The sequence below is a fragment of the Bradyrhizobium algeriense genome (assembly GCF_036924595.1).
GTDB lineage: Bacteria > Pseudomonadota > Alphaproteobacteria > Rhizobiales > Xanthobacteraceae > Bradyrhizobium > Bradyrhizobium algeriense.
The window spans coordinates 6,974,533-6,998,228 of the sequence record NZ_JAZHRV010000001.1 but is presented as its reverse complement, the minus strand read 5'-3'; the positions used below and the strand labels follow the sequence as shown (position 1 = coordinate 6,998,228).

The following is a 23,696-nucleotide window of genomic DNA, read 5'->3' as shown; positions in this document are numbered from 1 at the left end:
GGATGCGGGCGGAAGAACCTGGCGTCGGATTGGTCAGCGGTTGCGCTCACGCTTCTCGCAAGTGCGCACGACAACGCCGGTGCAATAAATTGCACCTCGTAAAATTACGGGCGCTGGAAATGTGACACGTAAGGCGGTGTTCAGCAACGGGACAATTGAATTGTCACAGTGCACGCTTTCAGCGTGAGCCCAAAATGCAACAGGATGCATGTGCGCGGCGAAATGGATTTTCGGGTTCGCGCTCGCACGCCCCGGAATGTCCGAAAAAGAAAAAGCCCGGCGAGGCCGGGCTTTTGACGAATATCTATTTCTGTCAGTTTACTTCGCGAGCTTGGCGATCGCGTGCGTCAGGCGCGACACCTTCCGGCTCGCATTGTTCTTGTGAATGATGTTGCGCTGTGCAGCTTGCATGAGTTCCGGTTCCGCGTGCTTCATCGCCTTGAGCGCCGCCTCGCGATCGCCGCTCTTGATCGCTTCCTCGACGGTGCGGACTGCGCCACGCATCTGCGTGCGGCGCGACTTGTTGACGATGGTGCGGCGGGCAATCTTGCGGGTCGCCTTTTTGGCGGAAGTGGTATTGGCCATGTTCTCAACTATCCTTCGGCTGTCATCGCTCGGGTGGTCGGGCTCGAGCGCGCCGGCCGTTCAAATTGCGTGATGGACGCTGGTGGTGTTTTCCAGGGTGTTCTGACGTAAGCCGTTCTTGAGGGTGCCATGGACGGAAGCCAAAGTGCTCCCGAGGCTGGCGCTGCTCAAAGAACAGCGGCGGCGGGATTGCGCCCGCCGCCATTGGGGGTCTTATAGAGGGCGAGTCCTGCACCGTCAACGCTTTCCACCCTCCCCGAAAGGCCGGGAAGGGAGCCGGAAATGGCGGGTAAGGTGCTGACGAGGTTGAATTTCCGGGGTGCCCCCGGTATTGGCTGACTGCCTTTGGGGGCGACAGATATCAAGGTGACGCATGATCCGCGGTTTTTTCCGGCTAATCGGCCTGCTGCTCCTGGCCGGCGGATTCATCTTCATGGTCTATGACGGCGCCCGTTTCGTCGCCGACCAGACCCTGCGGTTCACCCGGTTTGGCCAGTTCTGGAACGACGTCCATCAGTCCAGCCAGCTGGCATTCCGGACCTGGGTCGAGAGTAACGCACCCTGGGTCTGGAACAGCGTCATCAAGGTCCTGCTGGATCAGCCGGTTTTTGCCGTGCTGGGCGTGGTCGGCATTCTGCTCATGATCCTGTTCCGGCCCCGCAAGCCATTGATCGGCTATTCGCGGGACTGACCCGGCCCCGCCCGCCCTCGGGGGCGGTGTAACGGGGCTGCGGCATCCGGCGTAGAAGGCATATATAGAGGGCCAACCAGCCGACGCCGTTATCGCGTCCGCCGATGTCCCGCCTGGAGGTACTCCATGTTGTTCATGCGCAAGACCACCGCGTTGCCGAGCGCAGCCGAAGCGCTGCCGGGCCGCGCCACCCCGATCCCGACCGCCACCACGCATTTCGTCAACGGCCGCAAGCTGCAGCCGCCCTATCCAGCAGGCCTCGAGCAGGCGGTGTTTGGCCTCGGCTGTTTCTGGGGCGCAGAGCGCAAGTTCTGGGAACTCGGTGACGGCATCCATGCGACCGCCGTCGGTTATGCCGGCGGGCATACGCCCAATCCGAGCTATGAAGAGGTTTGTTCGGGACGCACCGGCCATACCGAAGTGGTGCTGGTCGTGTTCGATCCGAAGAAGATCTCCTACGAGCAGCTCCTGAAGACGTTCTGGGAAAATCACAACCCGACGCAGGGCATGCGCCAGGGCAACGATGTCGGCACCCAGTATCGTTCGGCGATCTACACCTTTGGCGATGCGCAGCGCCAGGCCGCCGACGCGTCGAAGGCTATGTACCAGAAGGCGCTGGCCGCCAAAGGGCTCGGCGCCATCACCACCGAGATCGCGCCATCGGGCGAATTCTATTTCGCCGAAGACTATCATCAGCAATATCTCGCCAAGAACCCGGCGGGTTATTGCGGATTGGGCGGCACCGGCGTGTCGTGCCCGATCGGCGTCGGCGTGAGTGCCGCCTAAACGTCATTGCGAGCGTAGCGAAGCAATCCATGCCGCGGCACAACCGATAGATGGATTGTTTCGTCGCTTCGCTCCCTTGCGCAAACGCTTTGCGTTTGTCGCAGGCAATGACGGATGGTCTCTCCTCTGGCCATGCGAAGACCACTCCAAAACCGTTTGTTAACCATACCCGGTGCAAGACTAAAGCTGTCTCGCTTAGAGGGATGGGCTCCGGTGCGGCTTGTGCGCGCGTTTCGACTATCGATCACTGCGATCATCACGGCGCTCGCTCTGTCGGGCTGCATGCGTACGACCGGGCCGGTCGCGGTCGCGCCGCAAGGCGATCTCGATTCAATGGCCTATGGCCAGCCTAACAGCCCACCGCCGCAGGCGGTCGTGGCCGATTCCGGCGGCGGCGGCGCCGTCGGCGCGCTTCGCGCGGCCTTCGCCGCGGCGCCACGCGCAGCACCACCGCCCGTTATCGTTGCCGCGCCCGTCGCCTATGTCGAACCGGTGCCGGTGCGATACGACGCGGCCTATCATCTCGATGCCGGCGACAGGCTGCGCGTCGTTGTCTATGGCCAGGAAGGCCTGACCAACACCTACGCGATCGACGCCGGCGGCTCGATCACGATGCCGCTGATCGGTTCGGTGCCGGCGCGCGGCCGCACCACGGCCGGACTGGCGGCGCAGATATCGGCGAAGCTGCGCGCCGGCTTCATCAGGGACCCATCGGTCGCGGTGGAGATCGAAGCGTACCGGCCGTTCTTCATTCTCGGCGAGGTCGCAGCACCTGGGCAATATCCGTACGTACCGAACATGACGGTCGAGAGCGCGGTGGCGATCGCCGGCGGCTTTTCGCCGCGCGCCCGCCGCGATAGCGTCACCGTCACTCATACCGATGCGTCGGGAACGGCGCGCTTCGTCGTTCCGCCCGGCAGTCCGATCGGTCCCGGCGACACCGTGCTCGTCAGCGAGCGCTGGTTCTAGAGCTTCGGTTCTGATTGAGCCGGCTCTTTTCCTGAGCATTCGTGTCAGGCAAATGCCTCGCATTTGACCAAGAAAATCCATCATCCGTTTTTTCGCCGGCGGAGTCCGCGTTCTGCATCTAACCTGCAGTGGCGGACATGCCGCCTCGCACGCGTCTGGAAGTCTCGTTAACGCCCCGGGCATTGGCGTCGACCGCTTTGGTTGCGATAAATTAGCGCTATGCGCGGATCGCATTCGAAACCATGTTCCAAGTTGCACTGCAGCGATGTAGAAGAACGTCGTCAGATCTAGGCGCGCCGGTTTGTCGGTTGAGTGCCTGCAATCCGGAGTATGACCATGACCTATCATTTGCCGGTCCGCTTGGTGCGCGCGGCGACCGCGGCAGCGTTGCTCGCTTCCATCGCTGTGACGGCCTTGTGCGCCTCTTCGTATCCGGCCTCGGCGGATACCTATCCGAGCCGACGGATCACCTTCGTCGTACCCTATCCCGCGGGCGGCGCCACCGACGTGTTGGCCCGGTTGCTTGCCAACAAACTATCGGAGTCGTGGAAGGCGACCGTCGTCGTGGAGAACAAGTCGGGCGGCGGCGGTGTGGTCGGCAACGACTATGTGGCGAAGGCGCAGCCTGATGGCCATACCGTGCTGATCGCCATCACGCAGATCATTCAGGCGCCGAGCCTTGTTGCGAAACTGCCCTACGACGTCTTCAAGGATCTTGCGCCGGTCACCCAGATCTCGCTGTCGACGATCGTTCTGGTGGTCCCCGAGCAGCAGCCGATCAAGTCCGTCAAGGAGTTGATCGATTATGCCAAGGCGAACCCCGGCAAGCCTTACGGCACCTTCGGCAACGCCACGACGTCCCACCTCTACGGCGAATTGCTCAAGAAGACCGCCAATATCGACATGACCCATGTCCCCTATCGCGGCTCGGCGCCTCTCACGAATGACTTGCTCGCTAACACGATTACCTCGGCGTTCCAGGACCTGACCACGGCCAGCGCGCAAATCCAGGCCGGCAAGCTCAGGCCGTTGGCGGTTGGCGGCGAGAAGCGCAGGAAGGCGTTGCCCGACGTGCCGACGATGGCCGAACTCGGTTACCCCGGCTTTGAAATCGAAGGCTGGCTCGGCGTGTTCGTGCCCGCCGGGACACCCAAGGAGATCGTGGCCAAGCTTTCGACGGAACTCGCCCGCATCATCGCCTCGCCCGAGGGCGTCGCCGGGATCGAGACGCTCAGCCTCGTGCCGGTGGGCGGATCGGCGGAAACGTTCGAGAAAGTCCTGCGCCGCGATTACGAGCGGTGGGGCGATGTCGTGAAGGCAACCGGCGTCAAGGGCGAGTGAAGTAAGAGCAGCAAGCGTTGGCTTTAGCCACTTCCGTCATTCCGGGTTCGATGCTGCGCATCGCCCCGGAATGACGCCCTCCGGGCGTCACTTCAAATTCTTCGCGAAAAACGCCAGGCTGCGCGGCCAGGCGATGTCGGCGCTGGCCTTGTCGTAGCTTGCGCGTTCATCGCAGTGAAAGCCGTGCTGGGCGCCGGGATAGACGTGGACTTCGACATCGGGCCGCTTGGCCTTGATGGTTTCGACATCGGTCAGCGGAATGCCCGCATCCTTTTCGCCGAAATGCAGTTGCGTCGGCACTTGCGGCTTGTCGTCGGCGAAACGAACGACGGCGCCGCCGTAATAGCCGACGGCGGCCGACAGGCCCGACAGCTTGGTCGCCGCCGCATAGGCGATGCTGCCGCCAAGGCAGAAGCCGATGATGCCGATCGGGCCGACATCCTTCACGGCATCGATCGCGGCCTCTGTATCGCGCAGCATCGCGACCCAATCGGGATTGGCGATGAACTTTCGCGCGGTCGCGATCTCGTCGGGCGAATAGCCGCACTGGAAGTCCGGCTGGGTGCGATCGAAGATCGACGGCGCGATCGCGACATAGCCTTCGGCCGCCAGCCGGTCGCACACCGAGCGGATGTGGTGATTGACGCCAAAGATTTCCTGGATCACCACGATGGCCGCCTTCGGCTTGCCTGTGGGATCGGCGCGATAGCCTCCGAGTTTGAAGCCGTCCGAAGCCGTCAGTTTGATATCCTGTCCCACGGGTCATCCCTTCTTGTTTTGGGTTGCACGAAGTCGGTTGCGTGAATGTGCGGCACCGCGCGGCTATTGCCACATCCAGTTGTGACCCCAATCGCCCTTCCAGCCGGCCAGCCTGCCTTTGCGGAATTGCAGAAAGAGCCGGTCCTTCTTGTAGAACAATCCGCTGCCGCCGACGTTGCGAAACGCGAGGAAGATTTCTTCGCCCGGCCGGCCACGGACGTAATTGAGCGGGGTGCCGAGCGCGCGCGCGGCTTCGACGGCGTCCATGCCGAACGCCAGGGGCGTGTTGTTCGACAGCGTTTCGGTGAATGGCGGCGGGTAGGGGCCGCCGATCGGCGGCAGTTTTTGCGCGGCAGCCTGCGTGAAGCTGCCTGCGATCAAAGCGAGGGCCACAGCGGCCGTCTTCATGACGCGGCCTTTGTAGTTGCCGTTTCTTCCGTTGTCTTGGCATCGAGGCCGTCGAGAAACGGCAGCACGGCGTCGATGAAGGCCTGCGGCTGGTCGATGTTGACGGCGTGGCCGGCGGCCGGGATCACCACTTTCTGCGCGCCGGGAATCTTGGCCGCCATATAGTCGGAGGCGGCGAGGAACGGCGTGTCGTCGGCGCCGACCACGATCAGCGACGGCACCTTGATGTCGGGCAGGGAATCGATCACGCGCGCATCGCGCTGGGTCAGCATGCCGCGCGCGGCGCGCGCCAGTCCCGATGCGTCCCTGTGGGTGACGCTGGAGCGCTCCCGGCTGGCCGATTTCAGAACCTCCAGACCCTCGCGCTCGAAGCGGTCGCCGGTGTCATGCGCGCGCTTGTTCCAGACCTCGCGGGCCTCGTCCTTCTTGAAGCCGGGGCCGGTGTCGATGATCAGCAGCGCACGGACGCGGTTTGGGTGGGCGCGGTAGAACGCCAGCGACATGTAGCCGCCAAGCGAGAGCCCGCCGACGATCGCCTGCTCGGCGCCGACGGCGTCGAGCAGCGCGGCCATGTCGGCGACTGTCAGCGCTTCGCTGTAGGCAGCGGTATCCTCGGGGTAACCGGACTGGCCATGACCCCGCATGTCCCACAACACGAGCTTGTGATGTTTCGACAGGGCCGCGATCTGGCCCTGCCACATCCCACAGGTCGACGAATAGCCGTGGGTCAGCAACAGCGGTGGGCCGGAGCCGTGCACCTCGTAGTGGATACGGACCCCGTCGCGATCGATTGTCGGCATTCTCGATTTCCCAAAGCATTTGATGCGAAATTCCGGCCGGGCCGTCATCGCTTGCCCCGTATTCTAGCGCGATCCATTCGGGAATAGGAAATGCAGAAACGGAAGATGCGTCTGCTGCTCGCACGCGTGATCGACAGGCCCATCACAACGCCTTGCCGCAGCGCACAAGCAGCATCTTCAAATCTTTAATCCTTTCGAACGATTCCAAATTGGATTGCCTCCGGGAAAATTCGGTATCATTCTGCGCGCCAACTGGCATCGACCCGGTGGGTGCCGGCCAATACCCAAAAGTGAGAATGCCGCCGTAAGCGGCTTCCAACACCGGAAGGGGAAACACGATGCCAAATCTGAACATCAACGGACGGAATATGTCCGTCGAGGCGTCCAATGATACGCCGCTGCTCTGGGTCATCCGCGAGCAATTGCAGATGACCGGTACGAAATTCGGCTGCGGCGCGGGTCTCTGCGGTGCCTGCACGGTTCACGTCAACGGCGAGGCCGTTCGCTCCTGCCAGACGTCGGTCAGCGATGCGCTCGGCAAGAAGATCACCACCATCGAAGGTCTGTCCGCCAAGGGCGATCATCCCCTGCAGAAGGCCTGGATCCTCGAGCAGGTCCCGCAATGCGGCTACTGCCAGTCCGGCCAGATCATGCAGGCGGCATCGCTTCTCTCCAGGAATCCCAATCCGACCAAGGATGAAGTGGTCGCGCATATGGACGGCAATCTGTGCCGTTGCATGACCTATTCGCGCATTCAGAAGGCGATCATGCGCGCCGCATCCGAAATGCGTACCGCCTCCAATGCCGGCACCGAGCGGAGGGCAACATGAATACGCACGTGAAAATCACCGACAGCGCGCCCACCGATCTCAGCCGCCGCTCGTTCCTGGTCGGCTCCGCGGCCACCGGCCTCGTGCTCGGCTATGCCGGCGTTCCCGGCATCGATCAGGCGCTGGCCGCGCCCTCCGCTTTCGAGCCCAGCGTGTGGTACTCGATCGCGCCCGACGGCCTCGTGACGGTTACCTGCGGCAAGGCCGACATGGGCCAGCACATCGCCTCGACGATGGCGCAGATCGTGGCCGAGGAACTCGGCGCGTCCTGGAAGGACATGCGGGTTCAACTCGCCTCCAACGATCCGAAGTTCAACGACCCCGTGCTCGGCGCGCAGATTACCGGCGGCAGCTGGAGCACGATGATGAATTTCGATGCGATGAGCCGCGCGGGCGCCGCGGGACGTATCGCATTGACGGAAGCCGCCGCCGCCTCGATGGGCGTGCCGGCCGGCGAGCTGGTGGTGCGTAATTCCACCGTCTCGCATCCGAAGTCGAAGAAGTCGATGACGTTTGCGGAGATCGTCAAGAGCGGCAAGATCACCAAGACCTTCACGCCGGATGAGCTCAAGGCGATCAAGCTCAAGACGCCCGACCAGTACACGATGGTTGGCGTCTCGGTTCCGCAGCTCGATATCCCCCCGAAAGTCAACGGCGCGGCGAAGTACGGCATCGACGTGATGCTGCCGGGCATGGTCTACGGCAAGGTGGTCACGCCGCCGGTGCGCTTCGGCGCCACGGTGAAATCGGTCGATGACGCCGCCGCCAAAAAGGTGCCGGGCTTCATCAAGGCGATCACGCTCGACGACAAGACCGGCAGCACTTCCGGCTGGGTGGTGGCGGTAGCCAATACCTATGCCAATGCGAGGAAGGCCGCGGACGCGCTGAAGATCACCTATGACAACGGCCCGAACGCCAAGCTGTCGAGCCAGTCGTTGATCGACGAGGCGAAGCGGCTGCAGGCGCTCGACGATTCCGGTCAGTTCTTCGTCAAGGACGGCGACACGGCGGCGGCCTTCGGGACGGCGGCGAAGGTGATGGAGGCGGAGTACACCACCAGCATCAACATCCATGCGCCGCTGGAGCCGATGAACGCCACGGCCGAGTTCAAGGGCGACATCCTGCACATCTATTCCGGCAACCAGTTCGCGACGCGCTCCGGCGGGATCGCGGCCGGTGCGGCCGGGATCGATCCCAAGTTCGTCGTGATGCACCAGATGTGGCTGGGCGGCGGCTTCGGCCGGCGTCTCGACGCCGACATGATGGTGCCTGCGGTGCAGGCGGCGAAGGCCGTCGGCAAGCCGGTCAAGGTCATCTACAGCCGCGAAAACGACATGACCATGGACTATTCGCGTCCGCTGACCTTCCAGAAGGTGAAGGCGGGCGTGGATGGTGACGGCAAGCTGATCGCGCTCAACCACGACGTGGTCTCGGCCTGGCCGACCGCGCGCTGGGGAATCCCCGATTTCCTGACGCCTTCGGTCGACAAGAAGGGACCGCTGGACTCCTTCACCGTGAACGGGGCGGACTTCTTCTATTCCGTGCCCAATCACAATGTCCGCGCGATCAAGAACGAGATGGCGCACAACGCCACCCCGTCGGGCCAGTTGCGCTCGGTGGCGCCGGGCTGGACCTTCTGGGCGGTCGAAAGCATGATCGACGAACTCGCCCATGCGGCCGGCCAGGATCCCGCGCAGTACCGCATCGCGCTGCTGGACGGCAAAGGCAAGAACGACGGCGGCGCGCAGCGGCTGCGCAACACGTTGCTGGCCGCGATGGGCATGGCCGGCTACGGCGCCACCAAATTGCCGAAAGGCGAGGGCATGGGTGTCGCCTGCGTCTCGTCGCAGGAGCGGGCAACCGCAAGCTGGACCGCGTGCGTGGCCCATGTCGCCGTGTCGCCGTCCGGCGAGGTCAAGGTCAAGAAATTGACCGTGGCTACCGACGTCGGCATGCAGGTGCATCCCGACAACATCCGCGCGCAGGTCGAGGGCGCGGCATTGTGGGGCCTTTCGCTCGCCATGTACGAGAAGGCGACGCTGAAGGATGGCGGTATCGAGCAGACCAACTTCGATACCTACACGCCTCTGCGGATGAGCCAGACGCCGGAAGTGGCCGTCAACGTCATTGCCAACGGCGACAAGCCGACCGGCGTCGGCGAGCCGGCGGTGACGGTGATCGCGCCCGCGCTCGGCAACGCCATCTTCAACGCCTGCGGCGCGCGCATCCGCTCGTTGCCGATCACGGCAGAAGCGGTGAAGGCGAATATGAAGGCGTAAGGGCCGCCAAACTATCGGGAAGAATAGTCCGCCGGGGAAAACCTCCGGCGGACTTTTTGTCCCATGCGTCATGCCCGCGAAGGCGGGCATCCAGTACGTCGCGGCCGTGCCATCTTCACAGACGTCACGGCGTACTGGATCATCCGCCCCAGTGCGCAATTGCGCGCACAAGGCGGATGATGACAGTCGTGAGTGCAGCGCATCACGAACAAGATCGCTAAAATTTTAGCGTTCCCGGTAGCCTAGATTCACGATGCCTCTTAAGCCTCGAGGAACTCCTTATACGCTAGCCTCGGTTGCACGTCGTCATCGCTAGGGGTCTGGGGTTTCATGACATCGGTAGCCAACAAGACTTCGACCAAGCGCCGGCTGTTGCTGGCTTCGGATCGGAGCGATCAAAGCAGCGAACTCGCCAGCATTCTGCGATCGGTTGGTCAGGTCGATACCATCGCGACGTCAGATATTCCCGATGCGCCGGAACGCGACCTGGCGGGCATCGTCGTCGACATCAACCTGCGTTCCGCCGAGAGCGTGCAGCTGGTGCGCAACAAGCTGCGCGCCGAGGCCTATCGCGAAATGCCGCGGCTGTTCGTGCTGGCGGATGCGCTGCACCACGGATCGATGCAGGCCTGGGCGCTCGGCGCCACCGACACGATCGCGCGGCCGTTCGATGCGCAAGGAATCCTGCAGCGGATTCGCGCCGCATTTCCGGACAGCGACGGATTCGACGCGACCGATCGCGGCAAGGTCCTGAACAGGGGCGTCGAAGCGGCGCATGCCGTGATGGTCAAGATCTTCGAAAAGCTTCCGGCCGGCGTTCCCCTGAAATTCAGCGACATCGTCGAGGCCGAGAACAAGATTCTCAAGGCGATCAAGCACTCGTCCCTGCGGGAATGGCTGACGACGGTCGGCTGCCATCACGCCGGCAGCTATCGCCATTGTCTCTTCGTCACCGGTTTTGCGGTTGCGTATGCACAGCATCTCGGCATGCGCGACGACGACCAGCGCCGTCTCGCCCGTGCAGCCCTGCTGCACGACGTCGGCAAGGCGTACATTCCGGTGGCGATCCTGGACAAGCCCGGCCCGCTGACGCTGGAAGAGATGGAAGAGATGCGCCAGCATCCGCGTCGCGGCTACGAAGCGCTGACGGCCCAAGGCGGTTTCCCACCCGAAATGCTCGACGTGGTGCTGCATCACCACGAGTTCCTCGACGGCACCGGCTATCCCAACGGCCTGAGCGGCAATCAGATCAGCGACATCGTGCGGCTGACCACGATCGTGGATATCTATGCCGCCCTGGTCGAGAAGCGCGCCTACCGGCTGCAGTTCACCCACGCCAAGGCGTTCGGCATGATGGAAGAAATGGGCGACAAGATCGACCAGCATCTGCTGCACGCCTTCCGCCCGGTGGCGTTCGGATATTACTGAGCGCCGGAATCTCCGCCGTCATTACCTGCGACAAACGCGAAGCGTTTGCGCAAGGGAGCATTAGCGACGAAGCAATCCATCTTCGCGGCAAGCAGAGAAATGGATTGCTTCGCTTCGCTCGCAATGACGTGGAGAGAGTAGCCGCTCAACCGGGCCCCGTAGGGTGGGTAAAGCGAAGCGTGCCCACCACTTCCAGCGCTGCTCTTGATGGTGGGCACGCTGCGCTTTGCCCACCCTACGCACCTACGCACCACGCACTAGCGGCGCTCCTCGGCAAACGGCGGTGCCGCATACACGACCTTGCCGCCGAGCATCGTCAGCACCGATTTGATCTTGCCGATCTCCTTCACGGGCGCCGTCATGTAGTCCGCCGACAGCACCGCGAGGTCGGCGAGCTTGCCGGCCTCCAGGGTGCCGCGCTTGTCGTCGTCATTTGCCATGAAGGCGGTGTTGCGGGTGTACATCTCCAGTGCCTGGCGGCGGCTGGGCGCTTCCTCGTCGCCGCGGGTTTTGGCGCCACCGATCGTGGTGCCGTCGAGATACCATTGCAGCGCCACGAAGGGATTGTGCGACGACACGCGATGCGCGTCGGTGCCGGCGCCGACCACGAGCCCGAGCTTCATCGCAGTGGCGATCCGCGGCATCGCCTTGGCCTGTTCGACGCCGACCTCCTTCTGCAGCCGCTCGCCGCCGAAATAGAGTCCATCCTGCACGCCCCAGACCAGACCGAGCGCCTTCATCCGCTTCAAGCTGGCTTCGGAGGCCGTGTAGAGATGCAGTACAGTCCAGCGCAGGTCGCGCACCGGAAAATCCTTGTTGATGTCCTCGACCACGTCGAGCAGGTCGTGGACGGTGCGGTCCGGGTTCCAGTGCAGCTGGATGGTGTAGCGCTTTGACGCCGCCCAGCGCAGCAGTTCGGCAAGCTTCGCCTTGCCGTCGGGCGTGATGTCGCCGTCGGTCCAGTCGGCCCAGATCAGGATTTCGCCGGGGCCGTTGAAGTGCAGCATCGCGTCGCCAAATCCGGGCGGCGAGAGTTGCGTCAGGTTTTGCAGGTCGGCGAGCTCGCTGCCGGGCTTTGGCGCGCAGAGATGATACGCGACACGCACGGTCAGCTGCCTGTCCTGCCACAGCCGGAACACCGCCTGATAGTTCGCCGGATACATGCTGACGCCGCCGCCATCGACAATGCCGGTGATGCCGAGGCTGTTCATCTCGCGGAAGAATTTTTTGGAGCCGTCGACTTGCTGCTCCATGGTCGGCTTGGGCAGCTTGTCGAAAATCTTGCCGAGCGCAGCGCCGCCGGCGTCGATGATGCCGGTCGGCTTGTTGTCGCTATCGCGCGCGAGCTTGCCGCCGGGCGGCACATCGCTGTCGTCGCGGATGTTCAGCGCCTCCATCGCTTTCGGCGACAGCAGCAGCCAGTCATAGAGATGCTGGATGTAGACGGGATTGTCGGGCGCCACTGCTGCGACCTCCGCCGGTGTCGGCCGGCGCTTTTCGGCAAACTGCTCCTCGGTCCAGCCGCCGGCGACGACGATCCATGATCCGGGCTTCTGCGCCTTTGCGGCCTGACCGACTTTCTCCAGCGCGTCTTTCAGCGTGGGCACGCCGATCCAGTTCACCTCGGTGCCGAAGGTCAGCGCGGCGCGGATGCCGTGGATGTGTCCGTCGGTGAGCCCGGGAATCACGGTGCGGCCACCGAGATCGATCAGTTTTGCGGTTTTGCCGGCGAGCTTCTTCATCGCGGCTGAAGCGCCGGTGGCGAGGATTTTGCCGTCGGTAATCGCCAATGCCTGCTGGGTAGAGAAATCCTTGTCGACGGTGAGGATTTTACCGTTGAAGAGGATCGTGTCGGCGGTTTGGGCCGATGCGATGTCGATCGGTGATGTCGCAATGAAAGCAGCTGCAAGAAGAACAAGTCCAGTAGATCCCGACTTTAGCCCCAGCATCACGCGCTCCCCTGTTGTTGTCTTCTTTTCCCGAACGGCTCCCCGTCATTGCGAGGAGCGAAGCGACGAAGCAATCCATGCTACCACACGAGCGGTGCCATGGATTGCTTCGCTTCGCTCGCAATGACGGGGAGAGGACTCACCCCAGCATCTTCCTTAATTCCGCCTTCGCCACCTTTTCCAGTGTCGAGCGCGGCATGTCGTCGACGAAGTGAATCTCGCGCGGCACCTTGAAATCCGCCAGTCCGTTTCTGCAGGCGGCCATGACCGTGTCATGCAGATCGGCTGGAGCGCCCTTGACGCCGGCCTGCGGAAAGCGTGCCGACGCGCTCGTGAAACTCGCCGTAGGACCAGCTCCGCACCGGGCCCTCGAACGGCGCCCAGATCAGGAATGGATGGTTGCGGCGGCTCTCGGCGCGCATCCGCAGCAGCCACGGCACGTCGAGATCAGCGAATGGCCCGACAATGCCCGGCGCGGCTTGCGAAAGTGGCATGGAATTCCTCCCCGTGCAGCTTTGAGCGGCTGCCTTTGTTTTGCTTGGGAGTAGTTCTGCCATTGGACGGCGTGGGAAGCAAATCGGAAGTTTGCGGGGCTCTATCCACGTCATTGCCTGCGACAAACGCGAAGCGTTTGCGCAAGGAAGCGAAGCGACGAAGCAATCCACCCATCCGTTATGCCGCGCGATGGATTGCTTCGCTTCGCTCGCAATGACGGGGAGGGAGTGGTGCTAGCCCCCGCCGTCCTCATACGACGAAATCTCGATCAGGCTCCCATCGGGATCCCGGCAATAGACCGATCGCAGCGTGCCGCGGGCGCCCTGCTTTGCCACGGGTCCTTCCTCGATCGGCACGCCATTGGATTTCAGGTGCGCCACCACTTCGTCCGGCGTGCTTGACGTCAGGAAACACAGATCGTCGCTGCCGGCGGTCTCGTGGTCGGCCGTGAACCACTCGACCTTGTCGGCATCGCGGGGCCGCACATTGATCTTCTGGTGACCAAAAACCAGCGAGGTCCGCGGCGTTTTGCCCGCACCCGGATCGAACACCTTGACCTCCATGCCGAGAATCTTCCGGTACCACTCGGTGGAACGCGCCACGTCGGACACATTGATGACGAGATGGTCGAGCGCGTTAACCCTGACGGACATGCCTTATCCTTTCGTCGCGGTCGGCGGCGCCCCGTCGCACTGGCCGCACCTGACTTTGTTTGTTACAACGCGGGCCGCGTTCGGTTCAATAGAGCCGCGCCTCAATAGAAACGGACTGGGCTTTGAATCCCGGCCTCCAAGGAGAAGTTTTATGATTTCACGCCGTTCCGCGATTTGTCTTGCCGTCATCGGTCTTTCTACTGCCGCTTCGATGGGCGGCGCTTTGGCGCAGGATTACCCGACCCGCCCGGTGAAATGGGTCGTTGGATATCCGCCGGGCGGCGCGACCGATATTATCGCGCGGCTGCTCGGCCAGCGGCTCTCCGAACGGCTGGGCCAGCAGTTCGTGATCGAGAACAAGCCGGGCGCCGGCAACAATATCGCCACCGAATCGGTGATCAACGCCGAGCCTGACGGCTATACCCTGCTGTTCGTCAATCCCGCGAACTACATCAACGCCTCGCTCTACGCCAACCTGAAGTTCAACGTGGTCCGCGATATTGCGCCGGTCGCAGCGTTCAACCGCGTGCCGAACGTGATGACGGTCAACAAGGACGTGCCGGCGAAGACGGCCGCGGAGTTCATTGCCTATGTGAAAGCCAACCCCGGCAAAGTGAACCTGGCGTCGTCGGGTAACGGTACGTCCGTTCATCTGTCCGGCGAAATGTTCATGGCGATGGCCGGCGTCAAGATGCAGCACGTGCCCTATCGCGGCGCAGCGCCCGCGATCACCGATCTGCTGGGCGGTCAGGTCCAGTTGATATTCGACAACATGCCTTCCATCCTCCAGCATGTCCGCGCCGGTTCGGTGCGGGCCCTGGCCGTCACCGGTACGGCGCGGTCGCCGCTGCTGCCTGACGTGCCGGTCCTTGCCGATACCATCCCGGGTTACGAGGCGAGCGCGCTGTTCGGCATGGGCGCGCCGAAGAACACGCCGAAGGCCGTCATCGAGAAGCTGAACAAGGAGATCAATGCTGTGCTGGCCGAGCCGGCGATCAAGGCGCGCCTGCTTGACCTGGGCGGCGAACCGCTGATCGGCCCGCCGGAAGCGTTCGGTGCGATGATCGTGGCCGAAACCGACAAGTGGAAGAAGGTGATCGAGGAAGCCAAGGTCGAGAAGGTGCAGTGATCTACCTCACGGAACATTGGCGCAGCCGCGGTGTTTTATCGAAAAGGCAACGCGGCTTCTGCCGTCATGTGAGGAGATCGAAGATGCGCAATGCAATGTTAGCGATATTGGCGCTGTCGGCGGCGACAGTCGGCACAGTGGCGGGCAGTTCGCCGGCGGCGGCTTACGATTATCCCTATTGCGTCCAGGGCCGGGGCATCGGCGTTCCCGGCGACTGCTCCTACAGCACCTATGCCCAATGTATGGCCTCGGCGTCTGGGCGCGGCCTCTACTGCAATGTCAATCCGCGCGTTGCCTTCGGACAGCAGCGGCGGATGCGGGTTTATCGGGATTATTGAACGGGGCCCGCGAATCCTTCCCGGGATGGCCGGACTGATGCGTGAAAGCTAGTTGCGCGGAATGATCCGGCCATCTGCACTTCCGTTGTCACAACTCTCAACTTCGTGATGCAAACGCCGGCTTGACGGCGTTTCTTTTGCATCTATACTAAACCTTATGGTTAAGTATCAGGAAGAGGGTCTGGACCGCACCTTCGCCGCACTGTCGGATCCGACCCGGCGCGCACTGCTGGCGCGGCTCGGCGACCGCGAAAGCATCTCAGTCAGCGAGCTGGCGCAGCCGTTCTCGATGTCGCTGCCCGCCATCATGAAGCACCTCGATGTGCTGTCTGACGCCGGCCTGATCGCGCGCGAAAAGACCGGTCGCACGGTCGCGTGCCGGTTGACCGCCCAGCCGATGGAGCAGGCGATGGAGTGGCTCAATCGCTACCAGCGCTTCTGGTCCGACGCTCTCGATCGCCTTGCCGCTTTTGTGGAGGAAGACCCATGGCCACCCAGTCAAGCCTTGCCAAGCACGACGCTATCAGCGACGCCGAACTCGCCGCGCGGCCCAGCCTCACGCTCACACGACGGTTCAACGCGGCGCCCGAAAAAGTCTACGCCGCGTGGGCCGACCCGCAAAAGCTAATGCAATGGTTCGGGCCAACCTCGGTCGAGGAGGGCTCGGTCAAGGCCGATATCGATCTGCGCGTCGGCGGCCGCTACCGCATCAGCTTCAGCGCCAACGGCAATTACAACGAGGTCGGCGGCGTCTATCGCGAGGTCATTCCGAACCAGCGGCTGGTTTTTAGCTGGGCGTGGCATTCGACGCCGGAGCGGGAATCGCTGGTGACGATTTCGATCAAGCCGGAAGGCAGCGGCACGCTGCTCATCTTCAATCACGCGCAGTTCGTCGATGCGACCGCACGCGACAATCACGAGCGCGGATGGACGGAATTCCTTGGCAAGCTCGAAAGCTATCTGGCCTGAACGCAGGAGCAGCCCATGCAGCCTCACCCCGTCGTTTCCCGCGAAGAATGGATCGTCGCCCGCAAGGCCCACCTTGCGCATGAGAAGGAATACACCAAGGCGCGCGAGCGCCTGGCCGAGGAGCGCCGTGCGCTGCCATGGGTCAAGGTCGACAAGGATTACATGTTCGATGGGCCCGACGGCAAGGTGTCGCTCGGTGATCTGTTCAAGGGACGCAGCCAGCTCGTGGTGCAGCATGTGATGTTTGCACCGGATTGGAACGAGGCCTGCAAGAGCTGCTCGTTCTGGGCCGATGGCTTCGAGCGCATGATCCCGCACCTCGCCGCCCGCGACACTACGATGGTCGCGATCTCGCGCGCGCCGCTGCCAAAGCTTGCCGCCTTCAAGCAGCGGATGGGGTGGACGTTTGACTGGCTGTCGTCCGGCGGCAATACGTTCAACTACGACTACGGCGTTTCATTCACGCCGGAGCAGATCGAGAGAGGCGGCAACTACAATTTCGGAACCACCCCGTTCGGAAGCGAGGAAGCGCCCGGAATCAGCGTGTTCTACCGCGATGAGGCCGGGAACATCTTCCATACCTATTCGTGTTTCTCGCGCGGCCTCGACATGATGAACGCCGCCTATCACTACCTCGACCTGACCCCGCTCGGGCGTCATGAGGAAGGCCTGCCATATCCGATGGACTGGGTGCGGCTACGTGACCAATACCAGCCGGCGCCGATTCAGGCATCTTGCTGTCATAGCTAAAATCGCCTGGCCGTCATTGCGAGCCATCCGGCGGCGCTACGCGCCGACCGGGTGGCTCGCAATGACGCCGGAGAACAAGAGGAAATTCCCCATGCCTTACGTCGATGGCTTCATCGTCGCCGTGCCGAAGAAAAAGCTCGCGGAATACGTCGCGCTTTCAAAGAAGTGCGGCAAGGTCTGGCGCGAATACGGTGCGCTGGATTACCGCGAATGGGTTGCCGACGACGTCAAGGTAGGCAAGCTCACCTCGTTCCCGCGCAGTGTCAAGCTGAAGCCGGGTGAAACGGTGGTGTTCGCCTGGATCACCTACAAGTCGCGCGCCCAGCGCGACAAGATCAACGCCAAGGTGATGGCGGACCCGCGGCTCAAAAAGATGACGGACGGCCCGCCGCCGTTCGACGGCAAGCGGCTGATCTATGGCGGCTTCGAAAGCCTGGTGAAGGTGTAGCTCGTACCGGCATCAGGACAGCAAGCCGTATGCAGTGCGGTGGAATTGCTGGCCTCGTCTCGCTGTCCCGCGCCAGCCAACGATCGGACACCCATGCCCCAAGCCTGCGGATAACTGGTCGCGGCTGCTTTACGTCTGCCCGTGCCACAAAATATTCAGACCTCACCGCCTGCGCACAACAACAGGAAACGTGCGGCGGTTCGATGCGCTCGTGTGAGCATGCGAAAGCGCCGAGCGCCCGCGCGCAGAACCGATCGTCATTGGTCATCGGTTCAAGAGCCGGCAACGCCGGCGCTAAGCTCCGCCGTCAGTTCGGGTGCGCCTGCGCCTCCAGACGCCGGCTGTAGCGCGACATCGCGAAGCAGAAGACGAAATAGATCAGGCCGACGAATATATAGACTTCGACGCTGAACGGCTGCCAGGCCGGATCGATGATCGACGTCTTCGCCGTCGTCAGCAGGTCGAAAATGCCGATGATCAGCACCAGGCTGGTATCCTTGAAGAAGGCGATGAACGTGTTCACCAGCGGCGGGATCACGTGGCGGATCGCCTGCGGCAGGATGATCAGGCCGTTCTTCTTCCAGTAGGAAAGCCCGAGCGCGTCGGCGGCGTCGTGCTGCCCTCTCGGTACGGCCTGCAGCCCGCCGCGGATAACTTCGGCAAGATAGGCGCCGGCGTACAGCACGAACGCGATCTGAGCCCGGAGCAGTTTATCGATGTTGACGCCGTCGGGCATGAACAGCGGAAACATCACGCTCGCCATGAACAAGAGGCTGATCAGCGGGACGCCGCGGATCAGTTCGACATAGAGCACGCAGAGCGATCGGATCGCGGGAAGTTTCGAGCGGCGGCCCAGCGCCACGACGATGCCGAGCGGAAAGCCGAAGGCGAGCCCGAACGTTGCCAGGATCAGCGTCACCGGCAGCCCGCCCCAGCGGTCCTGCGACACGTAGGTTAGTCCTGCGATGCCGCCCCACATCAGCACGCCGATCAGCGCCAGCGCCGCCGCCCACACCGCCACCAGTTCCTTGCGCCACCAGCTCCGCCGGCTCGACACATAGAACAGCGCAATGAATGTCAGGCACACCAGCGCCGGACGCCATTGCTCGCTGAATGGATAGGTGCCGAACAGGATGAAGCGATATTTCTCGGGGAGCACGGCCCAGCAGGCGCCGAGCCCGCGGATCGACCGGCAGGCGCCGGTCTGGTCGCCGGGCACCGACCAGATCGCATTCCAGTAGCCCCATTGCACGAGGCTCACGAACGCCTTTGCGAGCAGCGCGATCAGCAGCACGGAAATAACGCTTGAGGTGACCGAGGCGAACAGGTTGGCGCGCAGCCAGCGGATGACGCGCCCGCCCGGGATCTTGCGCGATCGCGCGCTCTTGAACGGCAGCGGATTTTGCGGCGCATCAGTAATCGACGTCATGGGATCAGCGCTCCACCAGCGCGATGCGCGCATTGTACCAGTTCATGAACAGGCTGATGCCGAGGCTGATGGTCAGGAATACCATCATGATGAGCGCGATGGCTTCGATCGCCTGACCGGTCTGGTTCAGCGTCGTGTTGGCGATCGACACCACGTCCTGATAGCCGACCGCGACCGCAAGCGAGGAATTCTTGGTGAGGTTCAGATACTGGCTGGTCATCGGCGGAATGATAACGCGCAGCGCCTGCGGCAGCACGATGCGCTGAAGCACAAAGCTCCGGCGCAGGCCGAGCGCGTTGGCAGCATCCCATTGGCCCCTGGGCACAGCCTGGATGCCGCTACGGACGATTTCGGCGACGAAGGCAGACGTGTAGGTGACGAGCGCGATGAGCAGCGCAAAATATTCCGGCGCCAGCGTCAGCCCGCCGACGAAATTGAAGCCGCGCAGTTCCGGCATCGTCACGGTCCAGGATGCGCCGAGGCCAAACGACACCAGCGCCGGAAATCCGACGACGAGCGCCAGCGCGTAGGGCCAGAGACGCCGCACCTTGCCGTCGGCCATCTGCCGCGCCATCAATTGCCGCCGCAGCACATAGAGCGCGATCAGCCCGGCCACGACGGCCGCGATCACCCAGAGGTTTGCTTCCGCGATCGGGACTGATGGAAGTATCAAGCCCCGGTTGGAAAGAAACACTCCCTCGATCGGCTTCCATGCGGCCCGCGCCGCCGGCAATCCCTGCATCAGCACATACCAGAACAGCAATTGCAGCAGCAGGGGAATGTCGCGGAGCAGTTCGACATAGACGGCGGCCAGCCGTGACAACAGCCAGTTCGACGACAGCCGCGCGATGCCGATCAGCGTGCCGATCACGGTCGCCAGCACGATGCCGATTACCGCGACGCGGAGCGTATTGATGATGCCGACGATGAAGGCACGGGCGTAAGGATCCCTGGGGCTGTAGGCGAGCCAGGTGTCCGCGATCGGCATCCCGGCTTCGCGGCCGAGAAAGGCGAAGCCGGTCGAAATCCGCCGTACCGACAGATTGTGCAGGGCGTTCGACCACAGGAAGGCGACGATCGCGACCGCGATCCCGACTACCGCGACCTGCCAGAGCAGGCCGATGATCTGCTGGCGGTTCAGCGAGAAGCGCAGTTGCCTGCGGCGGCGGAGTTCGGGCGTCGATGTTGTCACAGCACAAGGATCCTTCTGGCAACAGCGATCTTCGGCCATGCGTCCTGGGGGCGCGTTTCAAATGTTGCACCAAAACGATATTTGTGCAACATATGTTTCATGGCGCAGTCCCAGCCGAAATCCTCGCCGCTGAGCGAACTATGCAGTGCCCTGCCGTCGCTGCCGGCGCGGCTGCAGCAGGTCGGGCGCTTCGTCGCCGCCAATGACTACGACGCCACCACGCGTTCGATGCGCGATCTGGCCGCCGAGGCCGGTGCCGATCCCGCGGCCTTCACGCGTCTGGCCAAAGCGCTGGGCTATTCCGGATGGGACGAGTTGCGCGCCGCGTTGACCGAGGCGCGCCGGCCGGCGCAGGCCCAGCCGTTCTCGGCCCGCACCCGCGCCGGCCGCAAGGGACCCCACGCCGACATCTCGTTGGTCGCCGACAAGCTGGAAGCCGAGGCGGCAGGCCTTGCGCGCATTTCCACGAGTTCCGTGGCCGAAGCAGCCAAGGCGCTGCATGCCGCGCGGCGAATCTGGATCGCCGGCTTTCGAAGCTGCCGCAGCGTCGCCGAGTTGCTCAACTATCAGCTCCGGCTGTTTCGGTCTGACGAGGTGCAACTGGTCGGCGGCTCCGGTCCGGAAGATCTCGACCTTGGCGCCTTCCAGCGCGGCGATGCGGTCGTGGTCATCGGCTTTGCGCCCTATTCCAGGGCCAGCGTGCTGTCGGCGCGCGCCGCGCATGATTCCGGCGCCACATTGATTGCGATTGCCGACGCGATCACCGCGCCGATGGCGGAGGGCGCCGATCATCTGCTGCTCTATGAGGCCGCCGCATCGCCCGGATTCTTCCCGAGCCTGACCGGCGCCGTTGCGATTGCGCAATCGCTGGCGGCGGTCACCTTCGTGCTGGGCGGCGCCAAGGCAAAGCGCCGCCTTGAGGAGACCGAAGGCCGGCTGGCCGCGATGTCGCAATATGTTGCCGAGGAGGGTTGACCGTCATGAGCGTCAGCAAGAGCCGGGTGCTGCATCGAAGCCTGCGTGAAACCCCTCCCAGGGCGATCGGCGGCGAGGGCGTCTGGCTGATTGGCGAGGGCGGAAGGCGGATTCTGGATGCATCCGGCGGCGCTGCCGTCTCCTGTCTCGGCCACCAGCATCCGCGTGTGCTCGAGGCGATGTCGCGGCAGGCGTCTAAGCTGGCCTACGCCCACACCAGCTTCTTCTCGTCGGAGCCGGCCGAAGCGCTGGCCGACAAGCTCGTGGGCCACGAGCCCGGCGGTCTCGGTTACGCCTATCTCGTCAGCGGCGGTTCGGAAGCGATCGAGGCCGCTATCAAGCTGGCGCGGCAGTATTTTATCGAGATCGGCCAGCCGCAGCGCCAGCGCTTCATCGCGCGTCGCCAGAGCTATCACGGCAATACGCTGGGAGCGCTGGCTGCCGGCGGCAATGCGTGGCGCCGCGAGCCCTATGCCCCGCTGCTGTCGTCGGCCTTCAGCCACGTGACCCCGGCCTTCGCCTATCACGAAAAACAGGACAGCGAATCCGATGTGGATTTCGTCGGCCGGCTGGCGGCCGAGCTCGAGGCGGAATTCCAGCGCCTTGGCCCGGAGAACGTGGTGGCGTTCATCGCCGAGCCCGTTGTGGGCGCGACCGCCGGCTGCGTGCCGGCGCCGGAGGGATATTTCCGCGCCGTCCGGGAGATCTGTGGCCGGCACGGTGCGCTGGTCATCCTCGACGAGGTGATGTGCGGCATGGGCCGCACCGGCACGCGCCACGCCTGGGAGCAGGAAGGCATCGCGCCCGACATCCAGGCGATCGCCAAGGGACTGGGCGGCGGCTACCAGCCGATCGGCGCCATGCTTGCGAGCGCGCGCATCGTCGATGTGATCCGCGACGGTTCGGGCGCGTTCCTGCACGGCCATACCTATATGGCCCACCCGCTGGCCTGCGCCGCGGCGCTCGAGGTGCAGCGGGTGATCGATGACGAGCAATTGCTCGACAGGGTCAAGACTCTCGGCGGGCAACTCGAGCGGCGGCTGACCGAGCGTTTTGGTAATCACCGCCATGTCGGCGACATCAGGGGCCGCGGCCTGTTCCAGGCCATCGAACTCGTCGCCGATCGCGCCACCCGCGCGCCGTTCGATCCGGCGCTGAAATTGAACCAGCGCATCAAAGCCATCGCGTTCGAAGGCGGCCTTGGCTGCTATCCCGCGGGCGGATGCATGGATGGCCGCAGCGGCGATCATGTGCTGCTCGCGCCGCCCTATATCGCGACGTCGGACGATATCGACATGATTGTCGACCGCCTCGGTCACGCGGTCGATAGCGCCTTGAACAGTGTGGGTCATTAGCAGGAGGAACGATATGAAGAAGGTCGTCATCGCTACAGGCTTGCTCGCCGCGTCGTGCCTGACGGCGCAGGCCGGAACGCTTGATACGGTCAAGCAGCGCGGCATGCTGGTGTGCGGCGTCAGCACCGGCTTTGCCGGCTTCTCGACGCCGGACTCGCAAGGCAACTACAAGGGGCTCGACGTCGACTATTGCCGCGCCTTGGCGGCCGGCGTGCTCGGCGACGCCAAAAAAGTGCGATACGTCGCACTCACGGCGCAGAACCGCTTCACCGCCCTGCAGTCAGGCGAAATCGACGTGCTCTACCGCAACTCGACCCAGACCTATCTGCGTGGCGTGACGCTCGGACTGCGGCAGGGCCCGGTCAATTTCTACGACGGCCAGGGGTTTGTCGTGCGTGCCGATGCCGGCGTCAAGGATCTCAAGGGCCTGAACGGCGCCACCGTCTGCGTCGCGCAGGGCACGACCCACGAAGTCACGCTCGGCGATTACGGCCGCGCCAACGGCATCGAATGGAAACCGCTGGTGTTCGACCGCACCGACACCATGTACCAGACCTTCTTCGGCGGGCGCTGCGATGCCATGACCCAGGACGCATCGGCGCTGGCGGGCGCCGTCACCACGGCGGCCTCGAATCCCGCCGACTATGTCGTGCTGCCGCAGACCATCAGCAAGGAGCCGCTCGGGCCGTTCACCCGCAACGGCGACGAGGTGTGGACCGACATCATCGCCTGGCTGCATTACGGCCTGATCGAGGCGGAAGAACTCGGCGTCACCGCGGCCAATGCCGACGAGATGGCGAAGTCCAGCATCCCGGCCATCCAGCGGCTGCTCGGCACGTCAGGCGATCTCGGATCGCGGTTCGGCCTCGACAACAAGTGGATGCTGCAAGCAATCAAGGCGGGTGGCAATTACGGCGAGATATTTGAGCGCAATGTCGGCAAGTCGAGCCCGCTGAAGCTCGATCGCGGCCTGAACGCGGCCTGGGCCAAGGGCGGCCTGATGTACGCCCTGCCGTTTAAGTGAAGGTCATAGCGTTTTCGAGCGAAAGCCTGCCCCGGACTTGATCCGGGGTGGATACCGGTTCGCGTAAAGAAAACGCGTCAAACAAAAAACCATTGCGGCGCGTCGGGTTGACAC

At 63.4% G+C, this 23,696-nt stretch carries 25 protein-coding genes and 1 pseudogene; 16 read left to right on the top strand and 10 right to left on the bottom strand.

The genetic code is table 11. The features are described 5' to 3' along the window. Positions 1 to 318: 318 nt before the first annotated feature. Positions 319 to 585: a 30S ribosomal protein S20 gene (rpsT, locus tag V1286_RS33660; RefSeq protein WP_108512615.1), complete on the bottom strand. Its 267-nt coding sequence runs from the start codon at positions 583 to 585 to the stop codon at positions 319 to 321. Between the two features lie 373 nt (positions 586 to 958). On the opposite strand from rpsT, the gene V1286_RS33655 reads away from it, so the two are divergent. The 4 genes from V1286_RS33655 to V1286_RS33640 all read left to right on the top strand — a co-directional run bounded on the left by V1286_RS33655 (position 959) and on the right by V1286_RS33640 (position 4,372). Beyond that, a complete protein-coding gene (locus V1286_RS33655) occupies positions 959 to 1,276 on the top strand; it encodes a hypothetical protein (protein WP_334487313.1) in 318 nt (105 codons plus the stop codon). A 126-nt stretch (positions 1,277 to 1,402) separates the two neighbouring features. After that, positions 1,403 to 2,062, top strand: coding sequence for a peptide-methionine (S)-S-oxide reductase MsrA (gene msrA, locus V1286_RS33650; protein ID WP_334487311.1), 660 nt, complete (start codon positions 1,403 to 1,405; stop codon positions 2,060 to 2,062). A gap of 222 nt (positions 2,063 to 2,284) precedes the next feature. Then, positions 2,285 to 3,031, top strand: a complete 747-nt coding sequence (locus V1286_RS33645) for a polysaccharide biosynthesis/export family protein (RefSeq protein WP_334490085.1) — start codon at positions 2,285 to 2,287, stop codon at positions 3,029 to 3,031. 336 nt (positions 3,032 to 3,367) lie between these two features. Next, positions 3,368 to 4,372 (top strand): Bug family tripartite tricarboxylate transporter substrate binding protein, encoded by a 1,005-nt coding sequence (locus V1286_RS33640; protein ID WP_334487309.1) that lies wholly within the window; start codon positions 3,368 to 3,370, stop codon positions 4,370 to 4,372. Between the two features lie 87 nt (positions 4,373 to 4,459). Here V1286_RS33640 and V1286_RS33635 read toward each other — a convergent pair whose 3' ends face one another. The 3 genes from V1286_RS33635 to V1286_RS33625 form a co-directional block, all read right to left on the bottom strand. Then, positions 4,460 to 5,131 (bottom strand): dienelactone hydrolase family protein, encoded by a 672-nt coding sequence (locus V1286_RS33635; RefSeq protein WP_334487307.1) that lies wholly within the window; start codon positions 5,129 to 5,131, stop codon positions 4,460 to 4,462. Between the two features lie 63 nt (positions 5,132 to 5,194). Next, positions 5,195 to 5,539, bottom strand: coding sequence for a hypothetical protein (locus V1286_RS33630; protein ID WP_334487305.1), 345 nt, complete (start codon positions 5,537 to 5,539; stop codon positions 5,195 to 5,197). Continuing rightward, entirely contained in the window at positions 5,536 to 6,339 is an 804-nt protein-coding gene (locus V1286_RS33625; protein WP_334487303.1) for an alpha/beta fold hydrolase, read from the bottom strand. The genes V1286_RS33630 and V1286_RS33625 overlap by 4 nt, the downstream gene beginning before the upstream one ends. Before the next feature lie 338 nt (positions 6,340 to 6,677). Here V1286_RS33625 and V1286_RS33620 point away from each other — a divergent pair, with 338 nt between their 5' ends. From V1286_RS33620 to V1286_RS33610, 3 genes are all read left to right on the top strand, one after another. After that, positions 6,678 to 7,169, top strand: a complete 492-nt coding sequence (locus V1286_RS33620) for a (2Fe-2S)-binding protein (RefSeq protein ID WP_334487300.1) — start codon at positions 6,678 to 6,680, stop codon at positions 7,167 to 7,169. Further along, positions 7,166 to 9,448: a xanthine dehydrogenase family protein molybdopterin-binding subunit gene (locus V1286_RS33615; RefSeq protein ID WP_334487298.1), complete on the top strand. Its 2,283-nt coding sequence runs from the start codon at positions 7,166 to 7,168 to the stop codon at positions 9,446 to 9,448. Before V1286_RS33620 ends, V1286_RS33615 begins: the two co-directional genes overlap by 4 nt. A gap of 330 nt (positions 9,449 to 9,778) precedes the next feature. After that, entirely contained in the window at positions 9,779 to 10,876 is a 1,098-nt protein-coding gene (locus V1286_RS33610) for an HD-GYP domain-containing protein (protein WP_334487296.1), read from the top strand. A gap of 257 nt (positions 10,877 to 11,133) precedes the next feature. On the opposite strand, the gene V1286_RS33605 is transcribed toward V1286_RS33610, so the two are convergent. From V1286_RS33605 to V1286_RS33590, 4 genes and pseudogenes are all read right to left on the bottom strand, one after another. Beyond that, positions 11,134 to 12,825 (bottom strand): amidohydrolase, encoded by a 1,692-nt coding sequence (locus V1286_RS33605; RefSeq protein ID WP_334487294.1) that lies wholly within the window; start codon positions 12,823 to 12,825, stop codon positions 11,134 to 11,136. Positions 12,826 to 12,964: 139 nt separating this feature from the next. After that, entirely contained in the window at positions 12,965 to 13,090 is a 126-nt protein-coding gene (locus tag V1286_RS33600; protein WP_334487292.1) for a hypothetical protein, read from the bottom strand. Between the two features lie 40 nt (positions 13,091 to 13,130). Next, positions 13,131 to 13,319: pseudogene (locus tag V1286_RS33595) on the bottom strand (ATP-dependent acyl-CoA ligase); the annotation flags it as partial. A 234-nt stretch (positions 13,320 to 13,553) separates the two neighbouring features. Then, the gene (locus V1286_RS33590) at positions 13,554 to 13,973 is read right to left on the bottom strand and encodes a VOC family protein (RefSeq protein ID WP_334487290.1); all 420 of its coding nucleotides are present in this window, start codon (positions 13,971 to 13,973) and stop codon (positions 13,554 to 13,556) included. A gap of 151 nt (positions 13,974 to 14,124) precedes the next feature. On the opposite strand from V1286_RS33590, the gene V1286_RS33585 reads away from it, so the two are divergent. From V1286_RS33585 to V1286_RS33560, 6 genes are all read left to right on the top strand, one after another. Then, on the top strand, positions 14,125 to 15,102 hold the full coding sequence (locus tag V1286_RS33585; protein ID WP_334487288.1) for a Bug family tripartite tricarboxylate transporter substrate binding protein: 978 nt from the start codon (positions 14,125 to 14,127) through the stop codon (positions 15,100 to 15,102). A gap of 83 nt (positions 15,103 to 15,185) precedes the next feature. After that, positions 15,186 to 15,440, top strand: coding sequence for a DUF3551 domain-containing protein (locus V1286_RS33580; protein WP_417021211.1), 255 nt, complete (start codon positions 15,186 to 15,188; stop codon positions 15,438 to 15,440). A gap of 157 nt (positions 15,441 to 15,597) precedes the next feature. After that, complete coding sequence (locus V1286_RS33575; RefSeq protein WP_334487286.1) at positions 15,598 to 16,068, top strand: ArsR/SmtB family transcription factor; 471 nt, start codon at positions 15,598 to 15,600, stop codon at positions 16,066 to 16,068. Continuing rightward, the gene (locus tag V1286_RS33570) at positions 15,963 to 16,409 is read left to right on the top strand and encodes an SRPBCC family protein (protein WP_334490081.1); all 447 of its coding nucleotides are present in this window, start codon (positions 15,963 to 15,965) and stop codon (positions 16,407 to 16,409) included. The genes V1286_RS33575 and V1286_RS33570 overlap by 106 nt, the downstream gene beginning before the upstream one ends. 15 nt (positions 16,410 to 16,424) lie before the next feature. Beyond that, complete coding sequence (locus tag V1286_RS33565; RefSeq protein WP_334487284.1) at positions 16,425 to 17,159, top strand: DUF899 domain-containing protein; 735 nt, start codon at positions 16,425 to 16,427, stop codon at positions 17,157 to 17,159. Positions 17,160 to 17,250: 91 nt separating this feature from the next. Further along, the gene (locus V1286_RS33560; RefSeq protein WP_334487282.1) at positions 17,251 to 17,607 is read left to right on the top strand and encodes a DUF1428 domain-containing protein; all 357 of its coding nucleotides are present in this window, start codon (positions 17,251 to 17,253) and stop codon (positions 17,605 to 17,607) included. Between the two features lie 307 nt (positions 17,608 to 17,914). Here the strand turns inward: V1286_RS33560 and V1286_RS33555 are convergent, their stop codons facing one another. Together V1286_RS33555 and V1286_RS33550 are read right to left on the bottom strand one after the other, a co-directional pair. After that, on the bottom strand, positions 17,915 to 19,036 hold the full coding sequence (locus V1286_RS33555) for an amino acid ABC transporter permease (protein WP_334487280.1): 1,122 nt from the start codon (positions 19,034 to 19,036) through the stop codon (positions 17,915 to 17,917). A 4-nt stretch (positions 19,037 to 19,040) separates the two neighbouring features. Beyond that, positions 19,041 to 20,228 carry an amino acid ABC transporter permease gene (locus tag V1286_RS33550; RefSeq protein WP_334487278.1) on the bottom strand — a complete coding sequence of 396 codons (1,188 nt, stop codon included), beginning with the start codon at positions 20,226 to 20,228 and terminating at the stop codon, positions 19,041 to 19,043. A 99-nt stretch (positions 20,229 to 20,327) separates the two neighbouring features. Between V1286_RS33550 and V1286_RS33545 the strand changes: the two genes are divergently transcribed. Genes V1286_RS33545 through V1286_RS33535 form a run of 3 tightly spaced genes read left to right on the top strand, consistent with a single transcriptional unit; the run spans position 20,328 to position 23,582 of the window. Continuing rightward, entirely contained in the window at positions 20,328 to 21,203 is an 876-nt protein-coding gene (locus tag V1286_RS33545) for a MurR/RpiR family transcriptional regulator (protein ID WP_334487276.1), read from the top strand. A gap of 5 nt (positions 21,204 to 21,208) precedes the next feature. Continuing rightward, positions 21,209 to 22,558, top strand: a complete 1,350-nt coding sequence (locus V1286_RS33540; RefSeq protein WP_334487274.1) for an aspartate aminotransferase family protein — start codon at positions 21,209 to 21,211, stop codon at positions 22,556 to 22,558. A 13-nt stretch (positions 22,559 to 22,571) separates the two neighbouring features. Continuing rightward, on the top strand, positions 22,572 to 23,582 hold the full coding sequence (locus tag V1286_RS33535) for an amino acid ABC transporter substrate-binding protein (RefSeq protein ID WP_334487272.1): 1,011 nt from the start codon (positions 22,572 to 22,574) through the stop codon (positions 23,580 to 23,582). Positions 23,583 to 23,696: the final 114 nt, after the last annotated feature.